The following is a 15,505-nucleotide window of genomic DNA, read 5'->3' as shown; positions in this document are numbered from 1 at the left end:
GGGTTCCTTCGACGCGAGGGTATGAGCGCGGGTCGGCCGCGCTCTCCGGAGTGAAGGAGCAGGATCATGTCTTCATCGGTGCTGTTGATGGCGATGTCCGTCGACGGGTACATCGCGGGCCCGAACGACCGACCGGGCAACCCGGGCGGCGACGGCTTCATGCGGTTGCACAAGTGGTACGAGCGCCCGGACGGCGAGTTCGGCCGGCCGGAGGGGCCGGCCGGGGACGTCTGGGACGAACTGAACGCGACCGGCGCGGTGCTGGTCGGCCGGCGTACGGCCGAACAGGTCGACTTCTATGGCGGCGACCACCACGGCGTGCCGATCTTCGTGCTCAGCCGCCAACCGGTGCCGGAGGCGGCCGCGAAGTACGAGACGGTGACGTTCGTGTCCGACATCGAAAGCGCGATGGCGCAGGCAAAGGCCGCGGCCGGGGGCAAGGACGTCCTGGTCCACGGTGCGGTCACCGCCCAGAAGGCGCTCGAGGCGGGCGTACTCGACGAGCTGCAGATCGACCAGGTCCCGGTGCTGTTCGGCGGCGGGATGCGCCTGTTCGACGTCCTGCCTGAACGGATCGAACTAGAGGTCGCACGGGTGATCGACACCCCAGCAGCCACCCACATCCGCTACCGAGTCCGCCGCTGAGCCGAGAGCCGCCTGCGCGAGTCCTCCGGTCCGCGCTCAGCCGAGCAAGGGCTGGAGGGCCGTGGTCAGCCCGGTGATCGCGCTGTCGAGGTGCCTGCCGCCGTCGGCGACCAGCAGGGCGACCGAGACCTTCTTCGCCGGGACCACGACGAGCAGGCTGGTGTGGTCGGGCATGTCCCCGAAGTGGCCGTACGCCGTGCCGAGGCCGAACTGCAGCGTGAACAGCATCGTCCCCAGCCCGTAGGGCGCGTTACCTTTCGTGGTCATCTGGCTGACCAGGTCAGGCGGCAGCACGCGTCCGCCGTACAGCTGGTATCCCCAGCGCGCGACCGTGGGTGCATCGGCGGCGAGTCCGCCTGATGCCGCCACCGCACTCGCCCACGCGCGGCACGGAAGGTAACCGTCCGGTTCGCCGCAGGAGTCGTTGTGGTCCACAGCCGCAGGGGGCTGCGGCTTCTCCCCGTCCTGGAAGGCGGCGTGCTTCAGCCCAGCCGGTGCGGCCAGATCACGACGGAGTACGCCGGCGAGCGGTTGGCCGGTCACCTTCTCGACCAGCAGCCCCAGCAGCTGATAGCTGGGATTGCTGTAACCGGAGTCGCCGCCCGGCGCCCCGACCGTACCGGTGTGGTACGACAGCGGCTGATCGAGCGTCCAATGCTTACCTGGTGCCGCTGCGACCGCCTGGTCCACCGCGCGGTAATCCTCGTCCAGGTAATCGGGCACGCCGGACGTCATCGACAGATGCTGCCGGACGGTCGCGCCGTTCGCCGTCAACTTGTGCTGCACGTACGTCGAGATCGGTTTGTCCAGCTCGATCTTCCCGGCCTTGGCGAGCATCATCACCTCCGCCGCGACGAACGTCTTCGTGATGCTGGCGACCGCCATGCTCGTGTCCGGGCGCAACGCTGTTCCGGCGATGTCCTCGCCGGCCGCTCCTGACCACGTCCAACGATCGGTGACGACCGCCGCAGTCGCACCCCGTGAACCTGCTGGGCTGTCCGGGAACGCGACGATCTTCGCCAGTACGGCCTGCAGAGCCTGGGCTTTCCCCGAGTCAAGCGCTGTCGTTCCCGGATCCGGGAACGCCGGCACCGTGACAGGGACGACCGGCGCTGCTGCCGGCTCCTCTCCCCCACCAGAGCACCCCACCAACGCGATCACCAACAGGGCGGCCGCGCTCCACCTCATCCTCCGATCATGCCACCGAAACCGTCCGGGTGGCAGGTGCTCTACCGCTGCGGGACCCGGCGGCCACCCACAGCCGCTACCTGGGTGCGCCGCTGAGGTCAGTTCAGCAAGGGCTGGAGGGCGGTGAGGAGTCCGGCCATCGCGGCGTCGACCTGTTTGTTGCCGTCGGCAAGGAGCAGTGCGACGGAGAGCCTCTGCTCCGGGATCACGACCAGCAGGCTGGTGTGGTCGGACATCTCACCGCGGTGGCCGAACGCCGTACCGATGCCGAACCGTTCCGTGAACCGCATCGTCCCCAGCCCGTAGTCGCCCTCGCCCTTGGTCATCTCGCTCACCAGGTCGGCCGGAAGCACGCGGCCGCCGTACAGCTCGTAGCCCCAGCGCGCGACCGTCGGCGCGTCCGCGGCGAGCCCTCCGTTCGCCGCCGACAGACTGGCGATCGAGCGGCACGGGAGGTAGCCGTCGTTCGCCGGGCCGCACCCGGGATTGGCGTCGACCACGGCGGGCGGCTGCGGCTTCTCGCCGTCCTGGAAGGCAGCGTGCCGCAGCCCCGCCGGCGTCGCCAGGTCGCGGCGGAGCACGGTCGCGAGCGGCTGCCCGGTCACCTTCTCGATCAGCAGACCGAGCAGCACGTAGCTGGGACTGCTGTAGTTGTAGGTGCTGCCCGGTGCTCCGACCGGCGCGGTGTCATAGGACAAGGCCAGCTCAGGGGACCAGTGCTTACCCGGCGCGGCCGAGATCGCCTTGTCCATCCGCAGGTAGTCGTCGGGCAGGTAGTTCGGCACGCCGGACGTCATTGACAGATGCTGCCGGACGGTCGCGTTGTTCGCGGTCAGCCTGTGCTTCACGTACGTCGAGATCGGCGCGTCCAGGTCGACCTTCTTCGCTTTCGCGAGCAGCATCACCTCCGCCGCGACGAACGTCTTCGTGATGCTCGCGACCGCCATGCTCGTGTCCGCGGTCAGCGCCGTACCCCGGGCGTCCTTCCCCGCCGCCCCGGACCAGGTCCACCGATCGGTGACGACCGAGGCCGTCACACCGCGCGAGCCCGACTCGAGGTCAGACGTCGCGACGATCTTCGCGAGCACGTCCTGCAAGGCCTTCGCCTTCGCCGGATCGAGCGGCGTCGTCGCCGGATCAAGGAAGATCGCGGCCGTGGCCGGCGTCGTCGCCGGGCTCCCACCCGAACAACCCACCAACGTCAGCACCACCAGCGCCGCCACCCCCGACTTCACCATCGTTCGATAGTGGCACCGGAGAAGGTCAGTGCTGCGGAGTCCAGTCGACGGTGGCGGCCAGGTCGGCGAAGTCGTAGATCAAGCGGGACCGGCGGGAGGCTGTCCAGGCCAGGCATACCTTGTTGGTCGCGAGGTCGCTCACCGGTACGGCGGCAACGTCGGAGCGGTGGTAGAAGGTCGCGACCGACAGCGGGAGGATCGAGATGCCGGTGCCGGCCGCGACGTGTTCGAGCTTCTCCTCGACGCTGCGCAGTGCGGGGAGCGGCTTCGGTGCGCCGGTGCGCAGTTCCAGCGCGATGTCACGCCATTCGGGAACGGCGTCGGGCTCCTGGAGCAGGTGTTCGCCGGCGAGGTCGGTGATGTCGATGACCGGTTTGCCGGCCAGGCGGTGGTCGGACGGGAGCATCGCGACCCGGGGCTCCTCGAAGAGCGGGCGGACACTCAAGCCCTGCTGGTCGATCGGCAGGCGCACGATGCTGACGTCGACGCGGCCGTCGTGCAGGACGTCGACCTGGTCGTCCCAGGTCGTGCGGATCACCTCGACCTCCACCTCGGGATGCGCGGCGGCAAAGGCGCGGACAGCTGGGGTGACGGTGATGCCGGGCATGAAGCCGACGGTGAAGGTCTTCGGTCCCCGCGCTGCCTGCGTGACGCGGCGGCGCACGGCCTCGGCTGAGGCGAGGAGCGGCCGGGCGTCGTCCAGCAACTGGCGACCTGCCGGCGTGAGTTCGGTGGCTCGCTTGGTCCGGACGAAGAGCTGGACCCGGAGCTCGTCCTCGAACGCGCGGATCTGCCGGGAGAGCACCGGCTGGGCGATGTGCAGCCGCTCCGCCGCCCGGCCGAAGTGCAGCTCCTCGGCGACGGCGACGAAGTACCTGAGCTTGCGGAGGTCGACGTCCATAATACCTTCAGGGTATTACAGCCGCCGGAACAGGTCTTGGACTCCAGCGGCCGCACACCCGCATCGTGGAAGGGAATCCCCCACCACGAAAGGCAGTCTTCTGATGAGTTTGCAGGATCAGCGCGTCGTCGTCCTCGGCGGTACGTCGGGGATCGGGCTCGCGACCGCCCATCTCGCCGCGACCCAGGGCGCCACCGTGATCGTTGCCTCCAGCAACCCCGAGTCCGTCAAGCGGGCGCTGGACACCCTCCCCGCGACAGCGTCCGGCGAAGCCCTGGACCTGACCGACGCCGCGGCGGTCAAGGAATTCTTCGATCGCCTCGACCCGTTCGACCACCTGGTCTTCACGGCCGGTGAGCCACTCACCTTGCTCGAGGTCGCATCGATGGATCTGGCCCAGGCACACACGGCGTTCGAGCTGCGGTACTTCGGCGCCCTCGGTGCGGTCAGCGCCGCCGCCGCAAAGATCCGCCCGGGTGGCTCCGTCGTACTGACGACCGGCGCCGCCGGAGATCGCCCGGGACCGGGCTGGTCGGTCGCGGCCAGCATCTGTGGGGCGGTGGACTCGCTCGTCCGCGCGCTGGCCGTCGAGCTGGCCCCGCTCCGGGTGAACGCGGTGAAGCCCGGCGTTGTTCGCACTCCCCTGTGGCCGGACGACTCCGTCTACGAAGCCACCGCCAAGCATCTCCCGGTCGGCCGGGTCGGCGAGCCGAGCGACATCGCCGAGGCGTACGTCTACCTGATGAACCAGGGCTACGCGACCGGCACCATCGTCACCATCGACGGCGGCCACGTCCTCGTCTGAGCTGGCAGAGTGGACACCGTGGCACGCATCCTGATCACCGGTTCCGCCGACGGCCTTGGTCGGCTGGCCGCGTCCGAGCTCATCGATCAAGGGCACAGCGTCGTACTCCATGCCCGCAACGAAGCCCGTGCGGCTGATGCCGTGGCCGCCCTGCCCGGAGCCGAAGCCGCGCTGACCGGGGATCTCGCGAGTATCGCGGAGACGCGCGACCTGGCCCGGCAGGCGAACGAGTCGGGCCGGTTCGACGTGGTGATCCACAACGCGGCGGTCGGTTATCAGGAACCACGGATCGAGACCGTCGACGGCCTGGAACACGTGTTCGCCGTCAACGCGTTGGCGCCGTACCTACTGACCGCGCTGATCGATCGGCCGGACCGGCTGATCTATCTGAGTTCGGGCATGCACGAGAGCGGGGACGTCGCCCTCGACGACCTGCAGTGGGTACGGCGGCGGTGGCGGGGTGCGCAGGCGTACTCGGACTCGAAGCTGCACGACGTGATCCTCGCCTTCGCGGTCGCCCGGCTGTGGCCCGGCGTACTGTCGAACGCCGTGGATCCGGGCTGGGTCCCGACCAAGATGGGCGGCCGCGGTGCACCCGGCGACCTGGGCCAGGCGCACCTGACCCAGGTCTGGCTCGCGACCGCGGCGACCACGCCGACCGGTGGGTACTACTACCACCTCCGGCCGCACCGGACACATCCGGCCGCGTCCGATCCGGAGGTGCAGGCGGCCTTCCTGGACGCCTGCGCCTCGCTCACCGGCGTGACGTTGCCGGGTCATTCCTGAGAGACGTACAGCCGGTTCCCGTCCTGGTCGCGGAGGCTGAACATCGGCGGGACGTCCGGCCACTTCAGCAGTTCGTCGGTCTCGACGCCTGCGGCGAGGAAGTGCTCGTGCGCCGCTTCGGCGTCGGGGCTGGACAGGCGGATGCCGGTGTCGACGCCGGCCGGGCTGTCGTCCCTGGCCGGGGTGAGCGCGATACTGGCCGCGGCGCCGGGTGGCGCGACCACGATCCAGCGGCCGCCGAACTGCGGCAGCGGAGCATCCATCAACAGCTCGAATCCCAGCGTCTCGGTGTAGAACGCGACCGCACGATCCTGGTCGGTGACCGGTACGCCGACGGTCCGAATGCCGGTGAGGTGGTTCATCTCGTTCTCCTTCTCGGTGAAAGGTGCTTTCACTCAGGAGGTAGAAGCCGCACCGGCGTTTTCGACATCACTTCACAAGAAAACCCCGGACGGCCTACCGCTGCCGTCCGGGGTTTCTCGATCGGAACGACTACTTCGCGACCACCCGCAGGGTGAAGTCGGCCTGGCCGTCGCCGGTGGAGCGGGCGACGAAGCCGCCGGACTTCAGCGCGGCCAGGTCCTTGTCGGAGCTGAATCGTTCGCTCAGCGAACCCGCGGCCTCGAAGTCGATGTAGCCGATCGACACCGCGCCCTTCGTGTCGGGCAGGGCCTGCTTGAAGTTGTCGGTCTGGCCCAGCGTGCCGCCCTTCAGCACCTGGTCGGCGTAGTCCTTGTCGGTCGCCAGCACGAGCGTGTCGTCGTCCTTGGCCGACTCGACCGGGATGTTCGCCCGCGACTTGTCCCGCAGCAGCGTGGTCAGCTTCTCCACCACCGGCTCGGCCTTGGCCGGGTCGGTCTCGAGCCGGGCCGCGATCTTCGGGCCGTTCGAGGTGTCCTTGTCGATCGCGAGGGCCAGGTTCTTGCCCAGCACAACCTTCAGGTCGTCCGGCAGCTTCAGGCCGGTCTCCTCCGCGAAGCCCCGGGTGAGCTGCTCGAGGTTGCCGTTGGCCGCCTTCTCCATCTGCTTCCACATCGTGTCGATCAGGCTCTCGCCACCCGACACCGCGAGCGCACCGGCGGTGCTGTCCGGCAGCTGGCTGATCACATCACCGGCGTCGGCCGAGTTGACCTTGATGCTCTGGTCACCCGAGGCGATGCCCTTCAGCTCGACGTACTGCGAGTCGAACCGCAGCGCCGCCGCCATGCTCGCGTCGCCCAGGCCGGCCAACTGCTCGGACTGAACTCGGCCGGACAGCGAGGCGATGCCCTTCATGTCCGCCCACGCCGACATGAACCCGCGCTCGCCGAGCTTGTCCATGTCCGCGTTGAACTTGGCGTTCTTCTCCAGCGGGTTGTCCTTGGCGGTGGCGACCGCCGTGTCGACGATCGCCTGGCTGTCGGCGAGCAGGACGTAGCCGTTGCTGAACGCACGGCCCGGCTTGTCGTCCTCGTTGGCCAGCAGCTTGTCCAGGCCCTTGTTCGCGTCGCTCTCGCTCTTCACCTGGACGGCGAGCACCACGTTCGGGTCCTTCTTGCCGTCGGTGGCGGGCAGTGCGGCCAGGCCGGCGCGCTCGCCGAGCCACGGCTTGATGTCCTGCTCGTAGTTCACATCGGCGAGGTCGTCACCGGCGTACTTCTTGATCTGCTCGAACAGCTTCTGCCGCAGGTCGTCCTTCTCACCGGTCAGGCCGAGCTTCTCCTTGACCGACGGGAACTTCATCAGGAACCGGATCGCGGCGACCTTCTGGCCGGCCGACGGGTTCAGGTCCACGCGGGCATAGGCGACCGCGGTACCCGGCAGCACGGCCTCCGGCTGCTTGCCGCCGTTCAGCTTGCCGTAGGCAAAGATTCCGCCGCCGGCGACGACCAGCACCATGGCCAGCGCGGCGATCAGCGGGATCACCTTGCCGCGGCGCTTCTTCGGCTCCTGCTGCCACTGCCCCGGACCGAACCCCGGCCCCTGCGGCGGCTGTCCGCCGATGTTCATCTGCTCGTACGCCGGGCCGCCAGGCTGCTGCCCGTACGGCGCCTGACCTGGCTGCCCCTGCGACGGCGCCTGGCCGTACTGCGGTGCACCCTGCGGAGCCCCCTGCGTCCAGGGACCCTGCTGGTTGCCGGGAGCACCCATCGGGCGCTGTCCCTGCGGAGCGCCGTGCTGGGCGGGGCCGCCGTACTGGCCTTGACCCTGCGGCGGACCGGCGTACGGACGCTGTCCCTGCGGAGGGCCGCCGTACGGGTTCTGGGGGTGCTGCGGACCGCCGGCGCCTGGGTACGGCGGGTTGGGCGGGATGTTCTGGTCGTACATATGCTCCCTCGCGTGGTCCGGTGGCCTCACCCACCGGCTAGGTCGTCCGGCGCTCTCGCGCGGCACGACCTGGACACACTAGTGCACCGGTGGCGGGGTGTTTGACGCGCCAGGTTGCGAAGTGGTTGCAACCGGCTCGCTGCGCCAGGTGGTGGCGGCGATGACGGCTGCGGCCAGCGCGGCACCGACCAGCCAGGCCGCGGCCGGAGTCCAGGTATGCAGCTCCAGCGGGGCGGACACCAGGTCTCCAGGCTTGGCGGCCTCCAGTCGCTGCTGCAGCGGATCATGGCCGAGCAGCATGCCGACACCCCACGCGACTCCCGAACCCATGCAGGCGCCGAGTACGACGATCGCGACCGACCACGGCCCGTAGTTGCGCAGCCACCAGAAGAGTGCGGCACCCAGCACCAGCGCGGTCACGAACCCGATCGAGGTGAACGTGCCGTCCGGCCCGAAGATCCGGGTCATCTGCTCCTCGCCCAGAGCACCGCCCCGCTCGTCGACCGTGTACTGCGCCAGCGGCGAGAACTGCTGCCAGGCCCACCCGGCCACCACTCCGGCGACCAGGAACACGACGACGGTCACCAGGATCGCCTTCGCCCACGGCATCTCAGGCTCCGGGGCCGGCGGCGTACCGAACGGCAGCCCCGAGGGCGGTGCGACGTACGGCGAGGGCTGTGCGGACTCCTGTTGACTCACCTCGACAGTGTGGCTCATTCTTTGCTGCCCCACCCCACCGCCCCGGTCGGCGGCCGAAGACGACTCGTTCACAGGTCCCCTCAGCTGGCCAGGCAGGAAGGTCCGAGGAGCGCCTTCAGATCCGCCATCAGCGACGACGTCGGCGTCACCCGGAACCGGTCGCCGATCCGCATCACCGTGGTCTTCTGCCGGGCCTGCAGGCGCAACTGCACCTCGGTCATCCCGGGATGCGACTGCAGCACGTCCCGCAGTTGCTCGACCAGTGGCGGCGTACACCGGTTCACCGGCATCGTGATCACCACCGGCCCGCTCGGGCCCTCGGTCAGGTCCGGCACGATCACCTCGGAGCCGCTCAGCTCGAGCCGGTCCTCACGGCGCCGGACCCGCCCCTTCATCAAGATGATCGCGTCGTTGCTGAGCAGGTGTGCGTGCAACTGGTACGCCGAGGAGAACATCATCACCTCGATCGAACCTTCCAGGTCCTCGATGGTGACGATCGCGTAGATGTCGCCGCGCTTGTTCACCTTCCGCTGCACCGCGGTGACCAGGCCGCCGACCGTGACCTGGGAGCCGTCCGGCCGGTCCTCGTCGGCGAGCAGTTGACCGATGGTGCAGTCGGTGCCGTTGGTCAGCACGTGCTCGACGCCGAACAGCGGATGGTCGGAGACGTACAGCCCCAGCATGTCGCGCTCGTGCGCGAGCTTGGTCGCCTTGTCCCACTCCTCGATCTCCGGAACGGTGACGGTGAGCCGACTGTTGCCCTCGCCCTCGTCCGCGTCGTCGTCGCCCATCGAGAACAGGTCGAACTGACCGTGCGCCTCGTTCCGCTTCAGGTCGATCGCCTCGTCGACGGCCTGCTCGTGCACCGCGACGACCGCGCGCCGGGCGTGGTTCATCGAGTCGAACGAACCGGCCTTGGCCAGCGACTCGATCACCCGCTTGTTGCAGACCGGCAGCGGCACCTTGTCGATGAAGTCGACGAAGTCGGTGAACCGGCCCTTCTCCTCACGCGCCGCGACGACCTCGGCGACCACGTTCACGCCGACGTTGCGGATGGCGGACAGGCCGAAGCGGATGTCGGTGCCGACCGGGGTGAAGTTCGAGTCCGACTCGTTCACGTCCGGCGGCAGCACCTTGATGCCCATCCGGCGGCACTCGTTCAGGTAGATGGCCATCTTGTCCTTGTCGTCCTTGACGGACGTGAGGACCGCGGCCATGTACTCCGCCGGGTAGTTCGCCTTCAGGTACGCCGTCCAGTACGAGACCAGCCCGTACGCCGCGGAGTGCGCCTTGTTGAACGCGTAGTCGGAGAACGGGACCAGAACGTCCCAGAGCGCCTTGATCGACTGGGCCGAGAAGCCGTTCGACTTCATGCCCTCCTCGAAGCCGACGTACTCGGCGTCGAGGACCTCCTTCTTCTTCTTGCCCATCGCCTTGCGGAGCAGGTCCGCTTTGCCCAGGCTGTAGCCGGCCAGCTCCTGGGCGATCTTCAGCACCTGCTCCTGGTAGACGATCAGCCCGTACGTCGGTCCGAGGATCGGCTCCAGCGCCTTCTCCAGCTCCGGGTGCAGGTAGGAGACCTCCTGCTGCCCGTTCTTCCGGAGGGCGTAGTTGGTGTGCGAGTTCGCGCCCATCGGGCCGGGCCGGTACAGCGCGCCGACAGCCGAGATGTCCTCGAACCCGTCCGGCTTCATCAGCCGCAGCAGGGCCCGCATCGGGCCTCCGTCGAACTGGAACACACCGAGCGTGTCACCCCGGCCGAGCAGCTCGAAGGTCGGGCCGTCGTCCAGGCTCTTGGCCAGTTCGTCCAGGTCCAGCGTGATGCCGCGGCTGGCCTCGACGTTCTTGACCGCGTCGTCCATGATCGTCAGGTTGCGCAGGCCGAGGAAGTCCATCTTGACCAGGCCGAGCGTCTCGCAGCTCGGGTAGTCGAACTGGGTGATGACCTGGCCGTCCTGCTCGCGGCGCATGATCGGGATCAGGTCGATCAGCGGCTCGCTGGACATGATCACGCCGGCCGCGTGCACACCCCACTGGCGCTTCAGGTTCTCCAGCCCGCGCGCGGTGTCGACGATCTTGCGCACGTCCTGGTCGGACTCGTACAGCTGCCGGAACTCGCCTGCCTCGGAGTACCGCTTGTGCTGCGGGTCGAAGATGCCGGACAGCGGGATGTCCTTGCCCATCACGGTCGGCGGCATCGCCTTGGTGATCCGGTCGCCCATCGCGAACGGGTAGTCCAGCACCCGGCCGGCGTCCTTGATCGCCTGCTTGGCCTTGATCGTGCCGTAGGTGACGATCATCGCGACCCGGTCGTCGCCGTACTTCTCGGTGACGTAGCGGATCACCTCAGGGCGGCGGCGGTCGTCGAAGTCGACGTCGAAGTCGGGCATCGACATCCGCTCCGGGTTCAGGAAGCGCTCGAAGATCAGGCCGTGCTGGAGCGGGTCCAGGTCGGTGATCTTCATCGCGTACGCGCACATCGAACCGGCACCCGAACCACGGCCCGGTCCGACCCGGATGCCGTTCTTCTTGGCCCAGTTGATGAAGTCGGCGACGACGAGGAAGTACCCGGCGTACCCCTTGCCGACGATGACCTCGATCTCGTACTCAGCCTGCTTGCGGACCGCGTCCGGGATGCCGTCGGGGTAGCGGAAGTGCAGACCGGTCTCGACCTCGGCGACGAACCAGGACTCCTCGTTGTGTCCCTCCGGGCAGGGGAAGCGCGGCATGAACCGCCCCTCGCCCTCGGTGAAGCTGACGTCGCACTGCTCGGCGATCAGCAGCGTGTTGTCACACGCCTCCGGCAGTTCCTTCCAGACCTCGCGCATCTCGGCCGCGGTCTTGACGTAGAACTCGTTCGCGTCGAACTTGAACCGGTTCGGGTCGGAGAGCGTCGATCCGGACTGCACGCACAGCAGCGCGGCGTGCGCGGTCGCGTCCTCGGGCTTGGTGTAGTGCAGGTCGTTGGTCGCGACCAGCGGCAGGCCGAGCTCCCGGGCCAGCTTGAGCAGGTCCTTCTGGATGTCCCGCTCGATGCCGAGGCCGTGGTCCATCAACTCGCAGTAGAAGTTCTCCTTGCCGAAGATGTCGCGGAACTCCGCGGCGGCCTCGACGGCCTCCTTGTACTGGCCGAGGCGGAGCCTGGTCTGCACCTCACCGGACGGGCAGCCGGTGGTCGCGATCAGGCCCTGGCCGTAGGTGTTCAGCAGTTCGCGGTCCATCCGGGGCTTGAAGTAGTAGCCCTCGAGGCTGGCCAGCGAGCTCATCCTGAACAGGTTGTGCATGCCGGAGGTGTTCTTCGCCAGCAACGTCATGTGGGTGTACGCACCACTGCCGGAGACGTCGTCGCGACCCGAGTTCGCGTCGCCCCACTTGACCCGCTTCCGCTCGCTGCGATGCGTGTGCGGGGTCAGGTACGCCTCGACGCCGATGATCGGCTTGACGTCGTACTTCTTCGCGGTCTTCCAGAACTCGTAGGCCCCGAACACGTAGCCGTGGTCGGTGGTCGCGATCGCCGGCTGGCCCATGTCATGGGCGGTTTTGAACAACTCGTCGATCCGCGCGGCGCCGTCCAGCATGGAGTACTCGGTGTGCACGTGTAGATGCACGAAACTGTCGCTGGACGCCATGTCTTCGCAGACCTCCCAGGGCGTGAGTGAGCGGGACTGGAACAGCCTATGCGGGCCTGCCGACAGTTCTTCACCGGCTCACCGATCCGCGTGGGCACCGCCCGCTATCCGGTCGTGGATCAGACCAGGATCACACCAGTTCGCGGTGGTCGCCGGTCACGACCAGGGCCTGGCCGTCGCGCATCGGGAGGTAGGCCACACCGGTCCGGTCGTACAGTTCGGCGACCTTCTCCAAGAACTCCGTCTCCGGGTGGCCGGGCGAGTTCAGGTGCGGGACGATCGCGTGGTCGAGCACGCCGAGACCGTCCCAGATCACCTCTCCCTCGACCGCGTCGACGTCGTCGCACAGTTCGAGCCCGCGCAGGCTGGGCGCGAGGACGCACGGCCCCGCGCTGTACCCGGCGTACACCAGGTGCTCGGAGCGGATCAGATCAGGGAGGATCCGGTCGGCGCCGGAGCGCGCCATGGCCTCGCGCAGGACGAAGACGTTCCCTCCGCGGACCCAGACTCCGTCGTACGCCGAGAAGTCGGCGGACTCCCGGAGATCGAGCTCCTCGGGGCGCAGACCCAGTTCCGTCAGCCAGGCGATCTCGGCCGCCACCTTCTCCTGGCGTTCGCCAGGCTCCTCGAAGTCGATCGAGTTGCAGATGACCGCGACCCGGCCGCTCGGTGGCAGGAGGGCCACCAGGCGCTCGGGGTGGTCGCCCAGGCGGAAGGAGGAGAGGTACAGCCTCACTGGGAGTCCACGAGCAGGTCCAGCGCGTGGTCGAGGTCGTCCGGGTACTCCGAGGTGAACTCGACGTACTCACCGGTGCCGGGGTGGTTGAAGCCGAGGCGCATGGCATGCAGCCACTGCCGAGTGAGCTGAAGCCGCTCGGCGAGCACCGGGTCGGCGCCGTACGTCAGGTCGCCGCAGCACGGATGGCCGATGGCGGACATGTGTACGCGAATCTGGTGGGTGCGGCCGGTCTCGAGGGTGATCTCGAGCAGGGTCGCGTACCGGAACGCCTCGAGCGTCTCGTAGTGGGTGACGCTCGGCTTGCCGCCCGCGACGACGCCGAACTTGTAGTCGTGGTGCGGGTGCCGGTCGATCGGCGCGTCCACGGTCCCGGTGAACGGGTCCGGGTGGCCCTGCACCAGCGCGTGGTAGATCTTCTTGACCGTGCGCTCCTTGAAGGCGCGCTTGAGCACGGTGTACGCGTACTCGGTCTTGGCGACGACCATCAGCCCGGAGGTGCCGACATCGAGCCGGTGCACGATGCCCTTGCGCTCGGCGGCGCCGCTGGTGGAGATCGTGAAGCCGGCTCCGGCCAGGTGGCCGATCACGGTCGGGCCGGTCCAGCCGGGCGACGGGTGCGCGGCGACTCCGACCGGCTTGTCGACCACGATGATCTCGTCGTCGTCGTACACGATCCGGAGGTTGTCCACGGTCTCGGGCACGACGGTCACCGCGGCGGGCGGAGCCGGGAGCTCGACGTCCAGCAGGACGCCGGCCGCCACCCGGGACGACTTGGCAGCCGGGGCACCGTCGACCTGGACCAGGCCGGACTCGATCAGCTCGGCGGCCTTGGTCCGGGACACGCCGAACAGGCGGGACAGCGCCGCGTCCAGGCGCTCGCCGGCCAGCCCGTCCGGCACCATCACGGTCCGGGAGTCACTCACTTCCGGTGGTCTTTCGTACCGTCCAGGCGGACGCCGCGCAGGGTCTGCAGGACCAGCAGGCAGGCGGCCGTGGTGACCGCCATGTCGGCGACGTTGAAGATCGCCCAATGCGGGGTCTGCAGGAAGTCGATGACGTGCCCGTGGAACGGCGACGGCTCACGGAAGACCCGATCCATGATGTTGCCGACCGCACCGCCGAACAGCAGCCCGAACGCGATCGCCCAGCCCACCGACCCCAGTCGCCGGGACAGGTAGACGACCCCGGCCGCGACGGTGATCTGGATGACGCTGATGTACGGCGTATACCCGGCGCCGAGACTGAACGCGGCCCCCGAGTTCCGGATCAGGTTGAACTTCAGCAGGCTCCCGATCACGTTCACCGGCTCACCCGGCGTCAGGTGCTGGAGCGCCAGAGCCTTCGTCAACTGATCCAGCCCGAGGATGACCAGCCCCACGACGGCGAAGATGACGGTCCACTTCCAGGACTTCTTCTGCGGCGGCGTGGCGGGGTCCGGAGACGACGGAGAACCGGCCGACTCGTGGTCGGCCGGTTCCGGCGTCGGTTCAGCGTCGTCCCCCGCCTGACGGGACGAGGTCTGGTTCAGCGGCGTTCTTCGCGTTCTTTGCATGACACGCACAGTGTCGCACGCGGGAACGCCTGCAACCGACCCTTGCCGATCGGGTTGCCACAGCTCTCACAGACGCCGTAGGTGCCGTTCTCGATCCGGGCCAGCGCCCGCTCGATCTGGTCCAGCATGTCCCGGGCGTTGTTGGCCAGCGACATCTCGTGGTCGCGCTCCAGCGTGGTGGAGCCGACATCGGCCTGGTCGTTACCGGCTCCGTCACCGCCGTCGCGGAGCAGGCCAACGATCTCCTGCTCGGCGTCGCGGATCTCCTCCCGCAGGTGCACCACGTCGGCCTCCAGCTCGCCGCGCAACTCGGCCAGCTCGGCCGTCGTCCACGGGGTCTCCCCGGATTTCACCGCGAGGGTCTCAGCCTTGCGTGCTGCGGACTTCGCCGGCGCCGTTGCCGGGGCCCTGTTCTCGTTCGTCTTCATGGCCACCCTCTTCGTCGGAGCTTTCTTGGCAGGGGTCTTCGCAGCTGTCTTCTTCGCCGCGGCCGAACTTGTGGATTTCTTCGCCGCGGAAGTCTTCTTGGCCGGTGAGGTCTTCGCCGGCGCCTTCTTGCGGGCCGTGGTCTTGGCCTGCTCGGTCGTCTTCTTCGCGGCGCTCTTCTTGGCCGCGGCGGTGCGTTGGGGGGCGGTCTTCTTGGGAGCCGATGTAGCCATGGTCAGCTACCCCCTGCCTTCGTCGGAGACTGAAGCGGACTGGTCGCAAGACAGTAGGCCACGTGTTCACCACGTGCCAGTCCGACGCGCAGACCGTGGACATACGGTAGTCGGTTCTTCAAGCCCACTCGATGTTCCGCGCGTCACAGTCGCACTTGCGACTGTCTCACCACCCGAGTCTGTTTCGTTCCGAACGAGCATCAGTTCGGACCCAACTGGAATTCAGCCGAGCATCTGTTCGACGCCCCGGCCGGATGTCGCTCTCCCTCCCCCTTTGACGTCCTACCGCAGACCGAGGTCCGGAAGCACCCGGGCCCGCGGGAGAATTCTCATCCCTGAATCCGCCCCTGACCACTG

Annotated in this window: 14 protein-coding genes; 3 read left to right on the top strand and 11 right to left on the bottom strand. The window is 68.3% G+C overall.

All coding sequences use genetic code 11. The annotated features are described in order from the left end of the window. Window positions 1–66 precede the first annotated feature (66 nt). Complete coding sequence (locus ACGFH6_RS14875) at window positions 67–645, top strand: dihydrofolate reductase family protein (RefSeq protein ID WP_393383887.1); 579 nt, start codon at window positions 67–69, stop codon at window positions 643–645. Between the two features lie 36 nt (window positions 646–681). On the opposite strand, the gene ACGFH6_RS14870 is transcribed toward ACGFH6_RS14875, so the two are convergent. The 3 genes from ACGFH6_RS14870 to ACGFH6_RS14860 form a co-directional block, all read right to left on the bottom strand. Then, on the bottom strand, window positions 682–1,833 hold the full coding sequence (locus tag ACGFH6_RS14870; RefSeq protein WP_393383885.1) for a serine hydrolase domain-containing protein: 1,152 nt from the start codon (window positions 1,831–1,833) through the stop codon (window positions 682–684). A gap of 98 nt (window positions 1,834–1,931) precedes the next feature. Then, the gene (locus tag ACGFH6_RS14865) at window positions 1,932–3,071 is read right to left on the bottom strand and encodes a serine hydrolase domain-containing protein (RefSeq protein WP_393383883.1); all 1,140 of its coding nucleotides are present in this window, start codon (window positions 3,069–3,071) and stop codon (window positions 1,932–1,934) included. 25 nt (window positions 3,072–3,096) lie between these two features. Continuing rightward, window positions 3,097–3,972 carry a LysR family transcriptional regulator gene (locus ACGFH6_RS14860; protein WP_393383881.1) on the bottom strand — a complete coding sequence of 292 codons (876 nt, stop codon included), beginning with the start codon at window positions 3,970–3,972 and terminating at the stop codon, window positions 3,097–3,099. Between the two features lie 103 nt (window positions 3,973–4,075). On the opposite strand from ACGFH6_RS14860, the gene ACGFH6_RS14855 reads away from it, so the two are divergent. Together ACGFH6_RS14855 and ACGFH6_RS14850 are read left to right on the top strand one after the other, a co-directional pair. Beyond that, window positions 4,076–4,777 (top strand): SDR family oxidoreductase, encoded by a 702-nt coding sequence (locus tag ACGFH6_RS14855; RefSeq protein WP_393383879.1) that lies wholly within the window; start codon window positions 4,076–4,078, stop codon window positions 4,775–4,777. An 18-nt stretch (window positions 4,778–4,795) separates the two neighbouring features. Next, the gene (locus tag ACGFH6_RS14850; RefSeq protein ID WP_393383877.1) at window positions 4,796–5,563 is read left to right on the top strand and encodes an SDR family NAD(P)-dependent oxidoreductase; all 768 of its coding nucleotides are present in this window, start codon (window positions 4,796–4,798) and stop codon (window positions 5,561–5,563) included. On the opposite strand, the gene ACGFH6_RS14845 is transcribed toward ACGFH6_RS14850, so the two are convergent. The 8 genes from ACGFH6_RS14845 to ACGFH6_RS14810 all read right to left on the bottom strand — a co-directional run bounded on the left by ACGFH6_RS14845 (window position 5,554) and on the right by ACGFH6_RS14810 (window position 15,148). Continuing rightward, on the bottom strand, window positions 5,554–5,925 hold the full coding sequence (locus tag ACGFH6_RS14845) for a VOC family protein (protein WP_393383875.1): 372 nt from the start codon (window positions 5,923–5,925) through the stop codon (window positions 5,554–5,556). The two genes, ACGFH6_RS14850 and ACGFH6_RS14845, sit on opposite strands and share 10 nt — an antisense overlap. 130 nt (window positions 5,926–6,055) lie before the next feature. Continuing rightward, on the bottom strand, window positions 6,056–7,870 hold the full coding sequence (locus tag ACGFH6_RS14840) for a DUF3352 domain-containing protein (RefSeq protein WP_393383874.1): 1,815 nt from the start codon (window positions 7,868–7,870) through the stop codon (window positions 6,056–6,058). A 78-nt stretch (window positions 7,871–7,948) separates the two neighbouring features. Next, a complete protein-coding gene (locus ACGFH6_RS14835; protein ID WP_393383872.1) occupies window positions 7,949–8,569 on the bottom strand; it encodes a hypothetical protein in 621 nt (206 codons plus the stop codon). 80 nt (window positions 8,570–8,649) lie between these two features. Continuing rightward, on the bottom strand, window positions 8,650–12,198 hold the full coding sequence (gene dnaE / locus ACGFH6_RS14830; protein WP_393383870.1) for a DNA polymerase III subunit alpha: 3,549 nt from the start codon (window positions 12,196–12,198) through the stop codon (window positions 8,650–8,652). Window positions 12,199–12,328: 130 nt separating this feature from the next. Next, the gene (locus ACGFH6_RS14825) at window positions 12,329–12,934 is read right to left on the bottom strand and encodes a Type 1 glutamine amidotransferase-like domain-containing protein (protein ID WP_393383868.1); all 606 of its coding nucleotides are present in this window, start codon (window positions 12,932–12,934) and stop codon (window positions 12,329–12,331) included. Next, entirely contained in the window at window positions 12,931–13,839 is a 909-nt protein-coding gene (locus ACGFH6_RS14820) for an RluA family pseudouridine synthase (RefSeq protein ID WP_393384823.1), read from the bottom strand. The genes ACGFH6_RS14825 and ACGFH6_RS14820 overlap by 4 nt, the downstream gene beginning before the upstream one ends. 17 nt (window positions 13,840–13,856) lie before the next feature. Further along, entirely contained in the window at window positions 13,857–14,489 is a 633-nt protein-coding gene (gene lspA / locus ACGFH6_RS14815) for a signal peptidase II (protein WP_393383866.1), read from the bottom strand. Continuing rightward, on the bottom strand, window positions 14,462–15,148 hold the full coding sequence (locus tag ACGFH6_RS14810) for a TraR/DksA C4-type zinc finger protein (RefSeq protein ID WP_360449450.1): 687 nt from the start codon (window positions 15,146–15,148) through the stop codon (window positions 14,462–14,464). Before ACGFH6_RS14810 ends, lspA begins: the two co-directional genes overlap by 28 nt. Between the last annotated feature and the right edge of the window lie 357 nt (window positions 15,149–15,505).

This window comes from Kribbella sp. NPDC049227, assembly GCF_043197265.1.
Classification (GTDB): domain Bacteria; phylum Actinomycetota; class Actinomycetes; order Propionibacteriales; family Kribbellaceae; genus Kribbella.
The sequence above is the reverse complement of the archived record's forward strand: the minus strand, read 5'-3'. Positions and strand labels throughout refer to the sequence as shown.